General features: G+C 61.6%; 12 protein-coding genes. 11 read left to right on the forward strand and 1 reads right to left on the reverse strand.

What is annotated here, in order from left to right; genetic code table 11:
- Positions 1-72: 72 nt before the first annotated feature.
- The 7 genes from AWX27_RS12115 to kefC all read left to right on the forward strand — a co-directional run bounded on the left by AWX27_RS12115 (position 73) and on the right by kefC (position 10,740).
- Positions 73-936, forward strand: a complete 864-nt coding sequence (locus tag AWX27_RS12115; RefSeq protein ID WP_049272798.1) for a TauD/TfdA dioxygenase family protein — start codon at positions 73-75, stop codon at positions 934-936.
- A 24-nt stretch (positions 937-960) separates the two neighbouring features.
- Positions 961-2,220, forward strand: a complete 1,260-nt coding sequence (locus AWX27_RS12120) for a glycosyltransferase (RefSeq protein WP_060422405.1) — start codon at positions 961-963, stop codon at positions 2,218-2,220.
- Positions 2,221-2,483: 263 nt separating this feature from the next.
- Positions 2,484-3,305, forward strand: a complete 822-nt coding sequence (gene dapB / locus AWX27_RS12125) for a 4-hydroxy-tetrahydrodipicolinate reductase (RefSeq protein WP_060422408.1) — start codon at positions 2,484-2,486, stop codon at positions 3,303-3,305.
- Positions 3,306-3,775: 470 nt separating this feature from the next.
- Positions 3,776-4,924 carry a glutamine-hydrolyzing carbamoyl-phosphate synthase small subunit gene (gene carA / locus AWX27_RS12130; RefSeq protein WP_072265406.1) on the forward strand — a complete coding sequence of 383 codons (1,149 nt, stop codon included), beginning with the start codon at positions 3,776-3,778 and terminating at the stop codon, positions 4,922-4,924.
- Positions 4,925-4,940: 16 nt separating this feature from the next.
- The gene (gene carB, locus AWX27_RS12135; RefSeq protein ID WP_033649161.1) at positions 4,941-8,165 is read left to right on the forward strand and encodes a carbamoyl-phosphate synthase large subunit; all 3,225 of its coding nucleotides are present in this window, start codon (positions 4,941-4,943) and stop codon (positions 8,163-8,165) included.
- Positions 8,166-8,336: 171 nt separating this feature from the next.
- Positions 8,337-8,894 (forward strand): glutathione-regulated potassium-efflux system oxidoreductase KefF, encoded by a 558-nt coding sequence (gene kefF, locus AWX27_RS12140; RefSeq protein ID WP_060422413.1) that lies wholly within the window; start codon positions 8,337-8,339, stop codon positions 8,892-8,894.
- Positions 8,887-10,740: a glutathione-regulated potassium-efflux system protein KefC gene (gene kefC, locus AWX27_RS12145; RefSeq protein WP_038873391.1), complete on the forward strand. Its 1,854-nt coding sequence runs from the start codon at positions 8,887-8,889 to the stop codon at positions 10,738-10,740. Before kefF ends, kefC begins: the two co-directional genes overlap by 8 nt.
- A gap of 35 nt (positions 10,741-10,775) precedes the next feature.
- Here the strand turns inward: kefC and AWX27_RS12150 are convergent, their stop codons facing one another.
- Positions 10,776-11,390: a LysE family translocator gene (locus tag AWX27_RS12150; RefSeq protein ID WP_033651688.1), complete on the reverse strand. Its 615-nt coding sequence runs from the start codon at positions 11,388-11,390 to the stop codon at positions 10,776-10,778.
- 127 nt (positions 11,391-11,517) lie between these two features.
- Here AWX27_RS12150 and AWX27_RS12155 point away from each other — a divergent pair, with 127 nt between their 5' ends.
- From AWX27_RS12155 to AWX27_RS12170, 4 genes are all read left to right on the forward strand, one after another.
- The gene (locus tag AWX27_RS12155) at positions 11,518-12,318 is read left to right on the forward strand and encodes a threonine/serine exporter family protein (RefSeq protein WP_060422417.1); all 801 of its coding nucleotides are present in this window, start codon (positions 11,518-11,520) and stop codon (positions 12,316-12,318) included.
- Entirely contained in the window at positions 12,315-12,779 is a 465-nt protein-coding gene (locus tag AWX27_RS12160; RefSeq protein ID WP_033637072.1) for a threonine/serine exporter, read from the forward strand. Before AWX27_RS12155 ends, AWX27_RS12160 begins: the two co-directional genes overlap by 4 nt.
- A 143-nt stretch (positions 12,780-12,922) precedes the next feature.
- The gene (folA, locus tag AWX27_RS12165) at positions 12,923-13,405 is read left to right on the forward strand and encodes a type 3 dihydrofolate reductase (RefSeq protein ID WP_038873402.1); all 483 of its coding nucleotides are present in this window, start codon (positions 12,923-12,925) and stop codon (positions 13,403-13,405) included.
- Positions 13,406-13,584: 179 nt separating this feature from the next.
- Positions 13,585-15,474, forward strand: a complete 1,890-nt coding sequence (locus AWX27_RS12170) for a PhoX family protein (RefSeq protein WP_060422420.1) — start codon at positions 13,585-13,587, stop codon at positions 15,472-15,474.
- The last annotated feature ends 9 nt before the right edge of the window (positions 15,475-15,483 follow it).

Consider the following 15,483-nt stretch of genomic DNA (forward strand, 5'->3'; position numbering starts at 1 on the left):
AAATCCTGGCGGGCGCGTTTTTGACGGCACGTTGCCGTGTGAGCAGCACATTCGATGCAAGGAGAATCACCGATGAACAACCAACCGCTTAATTGCCATATCCAACCGAATACCCCGTTCGGCGCGATCCTGACGCCGCAGCATCCGGGGCAAAAGATCGGCGAGCTGCCGGTGGCGGCGCTGCGAGCGCTGGCGCAGGAACACCACTTGCTGGTGCTGCGCGGATTCGACTCCGGTTTCAGCGAGGCGGAAGTCCTGACTCGCTATGCCGAACAGTGGGGCGAAATCATGATGTGGCCGTTCGGTGCGGTGCTGGACGTGAAGGAACATCCGGACGCCAAGGATCATATCTTCGACAGCAGCTACGTCCCGCTGCATTGGGATGGCATGTATAAGCCGACCATCCCCGAGTTCCAGCTGTTCCACTGCGTGGCGGCACCCTCTCAGGACGAAGGCGGATGCACCACCTTCGTCGATACCACACGGCTGTTGGCCAATGCGGACGAAGCGCTGCTGGATCAGTGGCTGTCGGTCTCGATCACCTACCGCATCAAGCAGGTGGTGCATTACGGCGGTGAAGTCTGTTCGCCGCTGGTGGTGCAGCACCCGAACGGCAGGGGGTTAATCATGCGCTACAATGAACCGCCGACGGAGGGGAAAAAATTCCTCAACCAGCATGCGCTGGAATATCACGGCGTGCCGGAACAGCAGCAGGAACAGTTCCACCACACCCTGCAGCAGCACCTGTACGATCCGCGTCACTATTATGCTCACCAATGGCAACAGGGTGACGTGGTGGTGGCGGACAACTTCTCGCTGCTGCACGGCCGTGAGGGCTTTACCGCCCGTTCCGCGCGTCATTTGCAGCGCGTGCATATTCAGAGCAACCCGGTGTGCGCCAATCTGGCGCTGAAGCCGGCCAACGCAGAAGCGTAAAGGAGCATTATGGCAAGGATACTGATGGCGGCGGTCGCCACTCCGGGGCACGTTTACCCGATGTTAGCCATCGCTCGCCACCTGATTGCCCAAGGGCATCAGGTGCGGGTGATGACCGGCGCGCTGTTTCGCGAACGCGCCGAGGCGGCGGGCGCGAACTTCGTGCCGTTCGACGCGCAGGTAGATTTCGACTATCGCCACCTGGAAGAGCACTTTCCGGCGCGCGCCGCGCTGCCGCCGGGCAATGCGCAGATGGCGCTGGCGCTGAAGGATTTCTTCGCCGCACCGATCCCGCTGCTGGATCGGCAGCTGCGGGCGGCGATCGCCGCCGAAAAGACCGATCTGCTGATGGTGGAGAACTGCTTCTACGGCGTGCTGCCGCTGCTGCAGTCCGCCGAGCGGCCGCCGGTCTTCGGTATCGGCGTTACGCCGCTGTCGTATTCTTCGCGCGATGCTATTTTTTATGGCCCGCGTATCCCGCTGGCGCTGCTGCCACAGGCGTTGACCCGTGAGCAGCTGGTGGATGAAGAAACGCGCGTGCTGCTCGATGAAGTACAGCAGAGCTTCGATACCGCGCTGGTGCAGGCGGGCGGGCGGGCGCTGGATCGCCCATTCACCGACGCGCTGATCGGCGGCTGCGAGCGTTTCCTGCAGCTGGCTACCACGGCGCTGGAATATGAGCGTGACGATCTGCCGAGCGGCGTGCGCTTCGTCGGCCCGCTGCGCAGCGGCGGCCAGCCGGCGGCGGAAGAGACGCTGTGGGAGGCGGACGATGATCGGCCGCTGGTGATCGTGTCTCAGGGCACGCTGGCCAATGTCGATTTGCATCAGCTGATCGTACCGACGCTGCAAGCGCTGGCGCATTTGCCGGTGCGAGTGCTGGCCACGACCGGCGGACGGGCGACGGAAGGGCTGATGGAGGCACTGCCGGGCAATGCCAGAGTGCGGGAGTTTATCTCCTTCGAACGCTGGCTGCCGGAGACGGCGCTGCTGATCACCAACGGCGGTTACGGCTCGATCAACTATGCGCTGGACAGCGGCGTGCCGCTGATCGTCGCCGGCACCGGCGAGGACAAGCTGGAGGCGGCCGCGCGCGTGGTGGCCGCCGGCTGCGGCATCAGCCTGCACACCAGCACGCCGACCGCCGAACAGATCCTGGCGGCGGCGACGCGCATTCTGCAACAGCCGATCTATCGGCAACGCGCGGCGCTGGTGCGTGAGGACTATGCCCGCCACGACGCGCTGACGGCGATCGCCAACGAAGTGGCCGCCATTACCGCCTGACCTTGCCGTTCTTCCTTCCTCTGGCGCCGTTTTCGGCGCCTTTTTTCTGCATTTTTTTGCCATGGAAACTGCATGATTATGTACAATCGTCGCAGGCCGCCAAATCGGTTGAATGTTAATCTCACGACAGCGCCGCTGATGAGAACGGAGGAATATCATAATTTTCTAATTATGAAATGAATCCTCTGGCGACGCTGAAGCGGGGCGGTTACCCTGAATCGATAGCCTAATGGGATAGGCGTCAAATCAAGAAGAGAGCAAGCATGAGTGATTCACAAATCCGCATTGCGATTGCGGGCGCCGGCGGCCGGATGGGCCGTCAATTGATCCAGGCGGTGCAGCAGGCGGAAGGCGTGGTGTTGGGGGCGGCGCTGTCGCGCCCGGGCTCCAGCCTGGTCGGCGTCGACGCCGGCGAACTGGCGGGCATCGGCGCGCTGGGCGTCAAGGTGAGCGACAGTCTGGAGAAGGTGGCGAACGAGTTCGATATTTTGATCGACTTCACCCGCCCGGAAAGCACCCGGGGTTACCTGGATTTTTGCGTGGCGCACCACAAGGCGATGGTGATTGGCACTACCGGCTTCGATGACGCCGGCAAACAGGCGATCCGCGATGCGGCGCAGCATATCGGCATCGTGTTCGCCGCCAACTTCAGCGTCGGCGTCAACCTGGTGTTGAAACTGCTGGAGAAGGCCGCGCAGGTGATGGGCGACTATACCGATATCGAAATCGTTGAGGCGCACCACCGCCACAAAGTGGATGCGCCGTCGGGCACGGCGCTGGCCATGGGCGAAGCGATCGCCGGCGCGCTGGGGCGCGACCTGAAAAGCTGCGCGGTCTATGCGCGCGAAGGCCATACCGGCGAACGCGATCCGAAAAGCATCGGCTTTGCCACCATTCGCGCCGGCGATATCGTCGGCGAGCACACCGCTATGTTCGCCGACATCGGTGAACGGGTGGAAATTACCCATAAGGCCTCCAGCCGGATGACTTTTGCCAGCGGCGCGGTGCGTGCGGCTGCCTGGTTGCATAACCGGGATAAAGGTCTGTTTGATATGCGTGATGTGCTGAATCTGGACCAATTATAATTAATTTGCATACCATCGTGATGTGGTTGTATTGATCATAATGCTATGATAATCGGACAATAATTTTATTGTCCTTTTTTTTAACATGAAAAAAGAAGCGTTGGTGTGTTTTTATTTCATTGATTGTTATTTATTGATGTTTACCTTGCTAATCATCCCGTTTTTATCCACCAGATCTTATTTCAGCGTCTTTTGGAGCCCATTCTGGCACCATTTTTCGTCATTCAGCCTCGCAACCGTTTTCCAGCCCCGGTTTTCTGTGTTTTTATCGCCGCTCAAGCCGCATGAGCGGTGAGAACTGCAAAAATAAAACAAAAAACGGTAGTTTGGGTAGACAAGCCTGGCACTCATCATTAAAATGCGCCCAATTTGCCAAAAATTGGCCTCGCGGACGGTTTTTGCATTGATTTAGATCGCGATATCTGAATTAATATGCAAATATTGTGATTGATTATTCCTCGGAGGATGTTTTGATAAAGTCAGCGCTATTGGTTCTGGAAGACGGAACCCAATTCCACGGTCGGGCCATCGGGGCAGAGGGAACGGCAGTGGGGGAAGTGGTCTTCAATACGTCGATGACCGGTTATCAAGAAATCCTCACTGATCCTTCCTATTCCCGCCAGATCGTTACTCTTACTTATCCTCATATCGGCAATGTCGGCACCAACGCTTCCGACGAAGAATCCTCCGCAGTACACGCCCAAGGCCTCGTCATTCGTGACCTCCCGCTGATCGCCAGCAACTACCGCAACGAAGAAAGCCTGTCCGACTACCTCAAGCGTCACAACATCGTGGCAATCGCCGATATCGATACCCGTAAATTAACCCGCCTGCTGCGCGAGAAGGGCGCCCAGAACGGCTGCGTCATCGCCGCCGACTCGCCGGACGCCGCGCTGGCCCTGGCCAAGGCGCAAGGTTTCCCGGGGTTGAAAGGCATGGATCTGGCGAAAGAGGTCACCACCCAAGAAGCCTACAGCTGGCAGCAAGGCAGCTGGACGCTTGAAGGCGACCTGCCTGAAGCCAAAACCGCCGCGGAACTGCCGTTCCACGTGGTGGCTTACGACTACGGCGCCAAGCGCAACATCCTGCGCATGCTGGTGGATCGCGGCTGCCGCCTGACCGTGGTGCCGGCGCAGACCCCGGCCGACGAGGTGCTGAAAATGAATCCGGACGGCATCTTCCTGTCCAACGGTCCGGGCGACCCGGAGCCATGCGACTACGCCATCGCCGCCATCAAACAGTTCCTGGAAACCGACATTCCGGTGTTCGGCATCTGCCTGGGCCACCAGCTGCTGGCGCTGGCCAGCGGGGCGAAAACCATGAAGATGAAGCTCGGCCACCACGGCGGCAACCACCCGGTGAAGGATCTGGACAACAACACCGTGATGATCACCGCGCAGAACCACGGCTTCGCCGTCGATGAAAACAACCTGCCGGCGAACCTGCGCGTCACGCACAAATCGCTGTTCGACCACACGGTGCAGGGCATTCACCGCACCGACAAAGCGGCGTTCAGCTTCCAGGGTCACCCGGAAGCCAGCCCAGGCCCGCACGATGCCGCGCCGCTGTTCGATCACTTTATCGAACTGATTGAGACTTACCGTTCTAACGCCAAATAATCAGGAGCAGTAAAAAATGCCAAAACGTACAGACATAAAAAGCATCCTGATCCTCGGCGCTGGCCCGATCGTTATCGGCCAGGCGTGTGAGTTCGACTACTCGGGTGCCCAGGCGTGTAAAGCGCTGCGCGAAGAGGGTTACCGCGTCATTCTGGTCAACTCCAACCCGGCGACCATCATGACCGACCCGGAAATGGCCGATGCGACCTATATCGAGCCGATCCACTGGGAAGTGGTGCGCAAGATCATCGAAAAAGAGCGCCCGGATGCGGTGCTGCCGACCATGGGCGGCCAGACGGCGCTGAACTGCGCGCTGGAGCTGGAGCGTCAGGGTGTGCTGGCCGAGTTCGGCGTTACCATGATCGGCGCGACGGCCGATGCGATCGACAAGGCTGAAGACCGTCGCCGTTTCGACGTGGCGATGAAGAAAATCGGTCTGGACACCGCGCGTTCCGGCATTGCGCACACCATGGAAGAAGCGCTGGCGGTAGCCGCTGACGTCGGCTTCCCGTGCATCATCCGCCCTTCCTTTACCATGGGCGGCACCGGCGGCGGCATCGCCTACAACCGCGAAGAGTTCGAAGAGATCTGCGAACGCGGTCTGGACCTGTCGCCGACCAACGAGCTGCTGATCGATGAATCGTTGATCGGTTGGAAAGAGTACGAGATGGAGGTGGTGCGTGATAAGAACGACAACTGCATCATCGTCTGCTCCATCGAAAACTTCGACGCGATGGGCATCCACACCGGCGACTCGATCACCGTCGCACCGGCCCAGACCCTGACCGACAAGGAATACCAAATCATGCGCAACGCCTCGATGGCGGTGCTGCGTGAGATCGGCGTCGAAACCGGCGGCTCCAACGTGCAGTTCTCGGTCAACCCGAAAACCGGCCGCCTGATCGTTATCGAAATGAACCCGCGCGTGTCGCGCTCTTCGGCGCTGGCGTCGAAAGCCACCGGCTTCCCTATCGCCAAGATCGCCGCCAAGCTGGCGGTGGGCTACACCCTCGATGAGCTGATGAACGACATCACCGGCGGCCGCACCCCGGCATCGTTCGAACCGTCCATCGACTACGTCGTGACCAAGATCCCGCGCTTCAACTTCGAGAAGTTCGCCGGCGCCAACGATCGCCTGACCACCCAGATGAAGTCGGTCGGCGAAGTGATGGCCATCGGCCGCACCCAGCAGGAGTCGCTGCAAAAAGCGCTGCGCGGCCTGGAAGTGGGCGCTACCGGCTTCGACCCGAAAGTCAGCCTGGACGATCCGGAAGCGCTGACCAAGATCCGCCGCGAGCTGAAAGACGCCGGCTCTGACCGCATCTGGTACATCGCCGACGCCTTCCGCGCCGGTTTGTCGGTTGACGGCGTCTTCAACCTGACCAACGTCGACCGCTGGTTCCTGGTGCAGATTGAAGAGCTGGTGCGCCTGGAAGAGCAGGTGGCCGACGCGGGCATCAACGGCCTGAACAAAGCGTTCCTGCGCACCCTGAAACGCAAGGGCTTCGCCGATGCGCGTCTGGCCAAGCTGGCCGGCGTCGCCGAGAGCGAAATTCGCAAGCTGCGCCACAGCCACGGCCTGCATCCGGTGTACAAGCGCGTGGATACCTGCGCGGCGGAATTCGCCACCGACACCGCCTACATGTACTCCACCTATGAAGAAGAGTGCGAGTCCAACCCGACCAACGACCGGCCGAAAGTGATGGTGCTGGGCGGCGGACCGAACCGTATCGGCCAGGGCATCGAGTTCGACTACTGCTGCGTGCACGCCTCGCTGGCGCTGCGCGAAGACGGCTACGAGACCATCATGGTCAACTGTAACCCGGAAACCGTCTCCACCGACTACGACACCTCCGACCGCCTGTACTTCGAGCCGGTGACGCTGGAAGATGTGCTGGAAATCGTGCGCATCGAGAAGCCGAAGGGCGTGATCGTGCAGTACGGCGGCCAGACCCCGCTGAAGCTGGCGCGCGAGCTGGAAGCTGCGGGCGTGCCGATCATCGGCACCAGCCCGGACGCCATCGACCGCGCCGAAGACCGCGAGCGCTTCCAGCAGGCGGTCAACCGTCTGGGCCTGAAGCAGCCGGCCAACGCCACCGTCACCGCCATCGAGCAGGCGGTGGAGAAGGCGGCGGGCATCGGCTATCCGCTGGTGGTGCGCCCTTCCTACGTGCTGGGCGGCCGGGCGATGGAAATCGTCTATGACGAAACCGACCTGCGCCGCTACTTCCAGACCGCGGTCAGCGTGTCCAACGATGCGCCGGTGCTGCTGGACCGCTTCCTGGACGACGCGGTGGAAGTGGACGTCGACGCCATCTGCGACGGCGAGCGCGTGCTGATTGGCGGCATCATGGAGCACATCGAGCAGGCGGGCGTGCACTCCGGTGACTCCGCGTGTTCGCTGCCGGCGTACACCCTGAGCCAGGAAATTCAGGACGTAATGCGTCGCCAGGTGGAAAAGCTGGCGTTCGAGCTGCAGGTACGCGGCCTGATGAACGTGCAGTTCGCGGTGAAAGACAACGAAGTCTACCTGATTGAAGTGAACCCGCGCGCCGCGCGTACCGTGCCGTTCGTGTCCAAAGCGACCGGCGTGCCGCTGGCCAAAGTGGCCGCGCGCGTGATGGCGGGCAAAACGCTGGTTGAGCAGGGCGTGACCGAAGAAATTATCCCGCCGTACTACTCGGTGAAAGAAGTGGTGCTGCCGTTCAACAAATTCCCGGGCGTCGACCCGATTCTGGGGCCGGAAATGCGCTCTACCGGGGAAGTGATGGGCGTGGGCCGCACCTTCGCGGAAGCTTTCTCCAAAGCGATGCTGGGCAGTAACTCGGGCATGAAAAAGCAGGGCCGCGCGCTGCTGTCGGTGCGTGAAGGCGACAAGGCTCGCGTGGTCGATTTGGCCGCCAGCCTGCTGAAGCAGGGCTTCGAGCTGGACGCTACCCACGGCACCGCGGTGGTGCTGGGCGAAGCGGGCATCAACCCGCGCCTGGTCAACAAGGTGCACGAAGGGCGTCCGCACATTCAGGACCGTATCAAGAACGGCGAGTACACCTACATTGTCAACACCACGGCCGGCCGTCAGGCGATTGAAGACTCCAAGCTGATTCGCCGCAGCGCCCTGCAGTACAAGGTGCACTACGACACCACGCTGAACGGCGGCTTTGCCACCGCGATGGCGCTGAAAGCGGATCCGACCGAGCAGGTCACGTCGGTGCAGGAAATGCACGCGCGCATCGGCAAATAACCGCGCGATAACGCTACGCCAGGGGCGCTGCAGATGCAGCGCCCTTTTTTATTCAGCGAATTTGTCGGCTGGCGTTAAAAATTTCCGCTATCAATCAGTGGGCAAACTGTCACCCTGTGTGATTGGTATATGCTTGGTGTATTGGCAAGGAACGAAGGAACGACGATAACAATGATTCTGATAATTTATGCTCACCCGTATCCCCGGCATTCGCATGCCAACCAGCGCCTGCTGCAGGCGGTGAGGGATCTCCCCGAGGTAGAGGTGCGCTCGCTGTATGAGCTGTACCCCGATTTCAATATCGACATCAACGCCGAGCAGCGGGCGCTGGAGCGCGCCGACCTGGTGGTGCTGCAGCATCCGATGCAGTGGTACAGCTTCCCGCCGCTGTTGAAGCTGTGGATCGACAAAGTGCTGGAGCACGGCTGGGCCTACGGCCACGACGGCAACGCGCTGGTGGGGAAAGACTGCCTGTGGGCGGTGACCAGCGGCGGCGACGAGCACCACTTCGAGCTGGGCGACTTTCCCAACTTCGCCGCGCTGGCGCAGCCGCTGCAGGCCACGGCGATTTACTGCGGCATGAACTGGCAGCCTTTTTTCGCCCTGCATAACACCTTTACCTGCAACGAACCGGCGCTGCTCGCCGCCGGCGAAGCCTACCGGCAGCGGTTGGTCGACTACCTGATGGAACATGCCGAAGCGGAAACACGGGAGGCCAGCCATGGATAACCACCACATGATGATCGAGGGGCTGATCTACCTCGGCTCCGCCGCGCTGTTTGTGCCGATCGCGGTGCGACTGGGGCTGGGCTCGGTGCTCGGCTACCTGATTGCCGGCTGCATCATTGGCCCCTGGGGGCTGAAGCTGGTGTCGGATGCCGAGTCGATCCTGACCTTCGCCGAGATCGGCGTGGTGCTGATGCTGTTTATCATCGGCCTGGAGCTGGATCCCAAGCGGCTGTGGACGCTGCGCGCCTCGGTGTTCGGCGGCGGCAGCATTCAGATGGTGGGCTGCGGCCTGGCGCTGAGCGCCTTCTGTTACTTCCTGGGCCTCAACTGGAAGGTGGCGCTGTTGATTGGCCTGACGCTGGCGCTCTCATCCACCGCCATCGCCATGCAGGCGATGAGCGAACGCAACCTGACGCCGTCGCCGATCGGCCGCAGCGCATTTGCGGTGCTGCTGTTCCAGGATATCGCGGCGATCCCGCTGGTGGCGATGATCCCGCTGCTGGCCAGCAGCGGCGCCACCACCACGCTGGGCGCTTTCGTGCTGTCGGCGGCCAAGGTGGTGGGCGCGTTGACGATAGTGGTGTTGCTCGGCCGCTACGTCACCCGCCCGCTGCTGCACTTCGTCGCCCGTTCGGGCATGCGCGAGGTGTTCAGCGCCGTGGCGCTGTTCCTGGTGTTCGGTTTCGGCATCCTGCTGGAGATGGCCGGGCTGTCGATGGCGATGGGGGCGTTCCTCGCCGGGGTGCTGCTGGCGAGCTCGGAATACCGCCACGCGCTGGAGAGCGATATTCAGCCGTTCAAGGGGCTGCTGCTGGGGCTGTTCTTTATCGGCGTCGGCATGTCGATCGACTTCGGCACGCTGTTCCATCATCCGCTGCTGATCGCCTCGCTGCTGCTGGGCTTTATGCTGATCAAGGCGGCGCTGCTGTGGCTGATTGGGCCGCTGCTCGGCGTGCCGAAGCGCCAGCGCGGCCTGTTCGCCATTCTGCTGGGGCAGGGCAGTGAATTCGCCTTCGTGATCTTCAGCGCCGCGCAGCTGGCCGGCGTACTGCCGGTCGAATGGGCCAAGTCGCTGACGCTGGCGGTGGCGCTGTCGATGGCGGCCACGCCGCTGCTGCTGGTGATCGCCGCGCAGCTGGAGAAAAATGCGCCGAAAGAGGAGCGCCCGGCTGACGTTATCGACGACGAGAATGCCAGCGTGATCATCGCCGGCTTCGGCCGTTTCGGTCAGATCGCCGGCCGTTTGCTGTTGGCCAACGGCGTACACACCGTGGTACTGGATCACGATCCGGACCATATCGAGACGCTGCGCAAATTCGACACCAAGGTGTTCTACGGCGACGCCACGCGCGCCGATTTGCTGGAGGCCGCCGGCGCCGCCCACGCCAAGGTGCTGATCAACGCCATCGACGACGTGGAAGACAGCCTGGCGTTAACCGAGCTGGCCAGGCAGCACTTCCCGCATCTGAAGGTGGTGGCACGAGCGCGCGACGTCGATCACTGGTATCAGCTGCGGCAGCTGGGGGTGGAAAAACCGGAGCGCGAAACCTTTGAAAGCTCGCTGCGCATCGGCCGTGAAACGCTTGAGCTGCTGGGGCTGGACGCCTATGAGGCGCGCGAGAAGGCGGATACGTTCCGCCGCTATAACCTGAAGATGCTGGAAGACACGCTGGAGAATTATCAGGACACCGAGTTCCGCATCGCCAGCCTGCAGCGGGCCAAGGAGATGCTCAGCGCGGCCATCGAGCAGGATCAGAATCGGCTGGCGCGGGTGCAGCAGACCGGCTGGCGCGGCAGTATCGACGGCAAGGCGCCGGAGGATGAAGTGGTGGAAGCTAAAGGATAAGAATAGGGGCGCCAGATCGGCGCCCCTTTTTTTGCTTAGCTCAGTGCGACCTTGATGCCCAAGGCGATCAGCATACCGCCCAGCAGCTTGTCGACGATCTTCTGGGTCTTTTCCAACCCGCGACGCACCGGCCCGCTCTGGATCAGGAACACCAGCAGCGGCCACCAGATGACCGACAGGCCGAGAATAATCCCCGCGTACCACAGCTTGTCGCCCAGGCCGGAATCGATCTGCAGCACCTGGGTGAATACCGCCAGGAAGAACAGGGTGGCTTTCGGGTTCAGCAGGTTGCACAGGTAGCCTTGCGCAAAGGCGCTCTTCAGGCTGACCTGCTGCTGCGGCAGATTGCTGACGTTCATCTTACCGCTGCCGCGCGACAGCAGCGCCTGGATGCCGATCCACACCAGATACACCGCCCCGGCGTATTTCAGCAGGTTGAACAACCACGGCGTGGTGGTGATCACCACCGCCAGCCCGGCGACGCAGTAGGACATGTGGGTAGCGACGCCGCAGATCACGCCAAAGGCGGTCATCATGGCGGCCAGCCGCGGATAGCGGGCGGCGTTTTTGATCACCAGGAAAAAATCCGGGCCGGGGGAGAGCATGCCGAGGGCGGCAATGCCGGCGACGAACAGCGAAGTTTCAAGCATGGGAGCGTCTCGCGCAAAAGACAGAGTTCTGGCGATAATAACGCCGCTTCCTCTGATGCGCATCAACCCAATGAGGTATTGTTAGGCTCTATGATAATTATTCATCTACCGCCAGCGACGGAGCCCTATGCAGCAGACTAACGCCACAGAGAGGCCGGAACCGCACCGGCAACAGCGTGAAATAACCCGCCTGTGCATTCAATGCGCGCTGCTGCTGTTGCAGCACGGCGCTGAGAGCACGGTGGTGGAACAGCTGTCGACCCGCCTGGGGCTGGCGCTGGGGATGGACAGCGTGGAAAGCTCGATCTCCGCCAATGCGGTGGTGTTGACCACCCTCAGCCACGGCGCCTGTCTGACCACCACCCGCAAGAACGTCGATCGCGGCATCAATATGCAGGTGGTGACTGAAGTGCAGCATATCGTGATCCTCGCCGAGCACCACCTGGCGGATGCGCACGACGTGGCGCGCCGTTTTGACAGGATCCGGCCGTTGCGCTACCCGCGCTGGCTGGTGGTGCTGATGGTGGGGTTGTCCTGTGGGTGCTTCAGCATGCTTAACGGTGGTGGCGCTGACGCCTTCCTGGTGACCTTTATCGCCAGCGGCACGGCGATGCTGGTGCGCCAAATTCTCACCGCCCGCCATATGAATCCGCTGATCAATTTTTGCCTGACGGCGTTTGTCGCGACGTCGATCTCCGGGCTGCTGCTGCGCCTGCCGGCGTTTAAGGACACCTCGAGCGTGGCGATGGCCGCCAGCGTGCTGTTGCTGGTGCCGGGCTTCCCGCTGATCAACGCGGTGGCCGATATGTTCAAGGGGCACGTCAATACCGGGCTGGCGCGCTGGGCGATGGCCAGCCTGCTGACGCTGGCGACCTGCATCGGGGTGGTGATGGCGATGTCGCTGTGGGATCTGCGGGGGTGGTCATGAGTCTGCTGTGGGCCTTGTTGCAGGAGATGTTGTTGGCGGCGGTGCCGGCGCTGGGCTTCGCCATGGTGTTCAACGTGCCGCTGCGCGCGCTGCGTTATTGTGCGTTGCTTGGGGCCATCGGGCGCGGTTCGCGCATGCTGATGATGCACGGCGGCATGAACATCGAGTGGGCCTCGCTGCTGGCGGCGATCCTGATCGGTATCATCGGTATCTACTGGTCGCGCTGGCTGCTGGCGCACCCGAAGGTGTTCACCGTGGCGGCGGTGATCCCGATGTTCCCCGGCATTTCCGCCTATACCGCGATGATAACTGTGGTAGAGATCTCGCATTTGGGCTACAGCGAAGCCTTGATGGAGACCATGATCACCAACTTCCTCAAGGCCAGTTTCATCGTCGGCGCGTTGTCGATCGGCCTGTCGTTGCCGGGCCTGTGGCTGTACCGCAAACGCCCCGGCGTGTGAAATTTCCCGGCGGGAGATCGTTGGTTATTAGATATGCTGATAAGAGCTATCTTATATATTCATCTTGCTTGATTAGCCTATCGACGGCACTCAGGCCTTTACGTATAGTGTCACCAATTTTGCTGCCTACACAGGGTTAAACAATGATTATCAGCCTGATCGCTGCCTTGGCGGCGGATCGCGTTATTGGCATGGAAAACGCCATGCCGTGGCACCTGCCGGCGGACCTTGCGTGGTTTAAACGCAACACGTTGAATAAGCCGGTTATTATGGGCCGCAAGACCTTCGAGTCCATCGGCCGCCCGCTGCCGGGCCGCCACAATATCGTTTTGAGCAGCCGTCCGGGCAGCGAAGCCGGGGTGACCTGGGTGACCTCGATGGATGAAGCGCTGGCCGCCGCCGGCGACGTGGAAGAAGTGATGGTGATCGGCGGTGGGCGTATCTATACCCAGCTGCTGCCGCGCGCCGATCGCCTGTACCTGACGCACATCGACGCCGAGGTCGGCGGCGATACCCACTTCCCGGATTACGAGCCGGACGAGTGGGAAACCACGTTCAGCGAGTTCCACGACGCTGACGATCTGAACTCGCACAGCTACTGCTTCGAGATCCTGCAGCGCCGCTGATTTCAGCGCGTTAGCCAACTCTCCCCGGGGGCGCAAGCAATTGCGCCCCGGCCTTTTTGCGCCAGTCGTCCGTAACCTTTCCGTCACATTACCTGATTAGTATGAAGCCCAACTCCGAGCGCCCCGGCAACTCTGGTGAATCTTGACCGCGGCGCCATAACTAAAAAGGTAACCACGCTATGACCAAGCAAATTGAGCAATTAGACGCCGACCGCCTGATCGATCCCACTCGCCGCAAACTGCTGCTCGGCAGCGCCGGCGCCGTCGGCCTGGCCGGCTTTCTCGGCGGCGGCATCTGGTCGGTCTCCGCCGAGGCGTTGGCCGAGGATCTGCCGCCGAACAAACTGCTGGGCTTTCAGGGCATCGCCGCCTCTACCGCCGACGAGGTGACCATCGCACCGGGCTACCGTGCGGAGGTGCTGATCTCCTGGGGGGAGCCGCTGGTGGATGGCGCACCGGCCTTCGATCCGCAGGGCAACAACAGCGCCGCCGATCAGGAAAAACAGTTCGGCGACAATAACGACGGCATGAGTTTCTTCCCGATCGACGATCGCCACGGCGTGATGGCCATCAATAACGAATACGTCAACGAGCAGTACCTGTTCGCTCACGGCGGCGCCAAGGCCACCAACCTGGAAGAGGTGCGTAAATCCCAGGCGGCGCACGGTGTTTCCATTGTGGCGGTAAAGCGCGTCGGCGACGGCCAGCGTTGGGAAGTGGAGCGCCCGTCGCGCTATAACCGCCGCATCACCGCCAACACCGACATGCAGTTCAGCGGCCCGGCCGCCGGGCATCCGCTGCTGCAGACCGCCGCCGATCCGAGCGGACGCAAGGTGCTGGGCACCTTCGGCAACTGCGCCAACGGCAAGACGCCGTGGGGCACTTACCTGACCTGCGAAGAAAACTTCGATACCTACTTCGGCACCCGTCAGGCCGATTACCCAACCACGCCGGAACAGAAGCGCTACACGTTGAAGGTCAGCGAGCCGGAGCGTAACTGGCCGGACTATGACGAGCGCTTCGACGTGGCGAAGAACCCCAACGAATTCAACCGCCACGGCTGGATCGTGGAGATCGATCCGCTGAATCCGACTTCGACGCCCATCAAGCACACCGCGCTGGGCCGCTTCAAGCATGAAAATGCGGCGGTGACCGTGGCCAAAGATGGCCGTCTGGTGGTGTACATGGGGGACGACGAGCGCGGCGAACATATCTATAAGTACGTTTCCAAAGGCGTGGTCGACGCCGCCAACCCGGCCAACAATCGCACGCTGCTGGACGAGGGAACGCTGTACGTGGCGCAGTTCGACGGCGACGACGCCGGCACGCCGCTGAAGGGCAAAGGACGCTGGATTGCGCTCGAATTCGGCAAGAACGGCCTGACGCCGGAGAACGGCTTCCGCGATGAGGCCGAAGTGCTGATCTTCGCCCGCAAGGCGGCGCAGCAGGTCGGCGCCACCAAAATGGATCGCCCGGAGTGGATCGCGGTGAACCCGCATGACGGCCGCGCTTACTGCACGCTGACCAACAACAGTAAGCGCGGTGAGGAAGGGATGCCGCTGAACGCCGCCAACCCGCGGCCGAACAATATCTATGGCCAGATCATTCGCTGGGACGAAGGCGGTGACGCCACCGCCGGCACCTTTGCCTGGGACATGTATGCGCTGTGTGGCAACCCGATTGCCCACCCGGAAGGCGTCAACCGCGGCACGCCGAACATCACGGCGGACAACACGTTCAACAGCCCGGACGGGCTGGGCTTCGATCGCGCCGGCCGCCTGTGGATCCTCACCGACGGCAAGTACAGCAACAAGGGGGATTACGTCGGGCAGGGCAACAACCAGATGCTGGTGGGCGATCCGGTCAGCGGCGAAATTCGCCGTTTCATGGTGGGGCCGAAGTCCTGCGAACTGACCGGCATCACCTTCACTCCGGACTACAAGACGATGTTCGTCAACGTGCAGCATCCGGGAGAAGAGGGCGATTCGCACTTCCCGAACAACAGCCCGCGCCCGCGTTCATCGGTATTGATGATCACGCGTGAAGATGGCGGGGTGATTGGGGCGTAAGGCGGTAAA

The sequence above is a fragment of the Serratia sp. 2880STDY5682894 genome, assembly GCF_001537385.1.
GTDB lineage: Bacteria > Pseudomonadota > Gammaproteobacteria > Enterobacterales > Enterobacteriaceae > Serratia > Serratia nevei.

Excerpts from the sequence above, each read along its gene's own strand:
- AWX27_RS12115 (WP_049272798.1), top strand. The coding sequence starts at position 73 with ATGAACAACCAACCGCTTAATTGCCATATCCAACCGAATACCCCGTTC.
- AWX27_RS12120 (WP_060422405.1), top strand. The coding sequence starts at position 961 with ATGGCGGCGGTCGCCACTCCGGGGCACGTTTACCCGATGTTAGCCATC.
- dapB (WP_060422408.1), top strand. The coding sequence starts at position 2,484 with ATGAGTGATTCACAAATCCGCATTGCGATTGCGGGCGCCGGCGGCCGG.
- carB (WP_033649161.1), top strand. The coding sequence starts at position 4,941 with ATGCCAAAACGTACAGACATAAAAAGCATCCTGATCCTCGGCGCTGGC.
- kefF (WP_060422413.1), top strand. The coding sequence starts at position 8,337 with ATGATTCTGATAATTTATGCTCACCCGTATCCCCGGCATTCGCATGCC.
- kefC (WP_038873391.1), top strand. The coding sequence starts at position 8,887 with ATGGATAACCACCACATGATGATCGAGGGGCTGATCTACCTCGGCTCC.
- AWX27_RS12150 (WP_033651688.1), bottom strand. The coding sequence starts at position 11,390 with ATGCTTGAAACTTCGCTGTTCGTCGCCGGCATTGCCGCCCTCGGCATG.
- AWX27_RS12155 (WP_060422417.1), top strand. The coding sequence starts at position 11,518 with ATGCAGCAGACTAACGCCACAGAGAGGCCGGAACCGCACCGGCAACAG.
- AWX27_RS12160 (WP_033637072.1), top strand. The coding sequence starts at position 12,315 with ATGAGTCTGCTGTGGGCCTTGTTGCAGGAGATGTTGTTGGCGGCGGTG.
- folA (WP_038873402.1), top strand. The coding sequence starts at position 12,923 with ATGATTATCAGCCTGATCGCTGCCTTGGCGGCGGATCGCGTTATTGGC.
- AWX27_RS12170 (WP_060422420.1), top strand. The coding sequence starts at position 13,585 with ATGACCAAGCAAATTGAGCAATTAGACGCCGACCGCCTGATCGATCCC.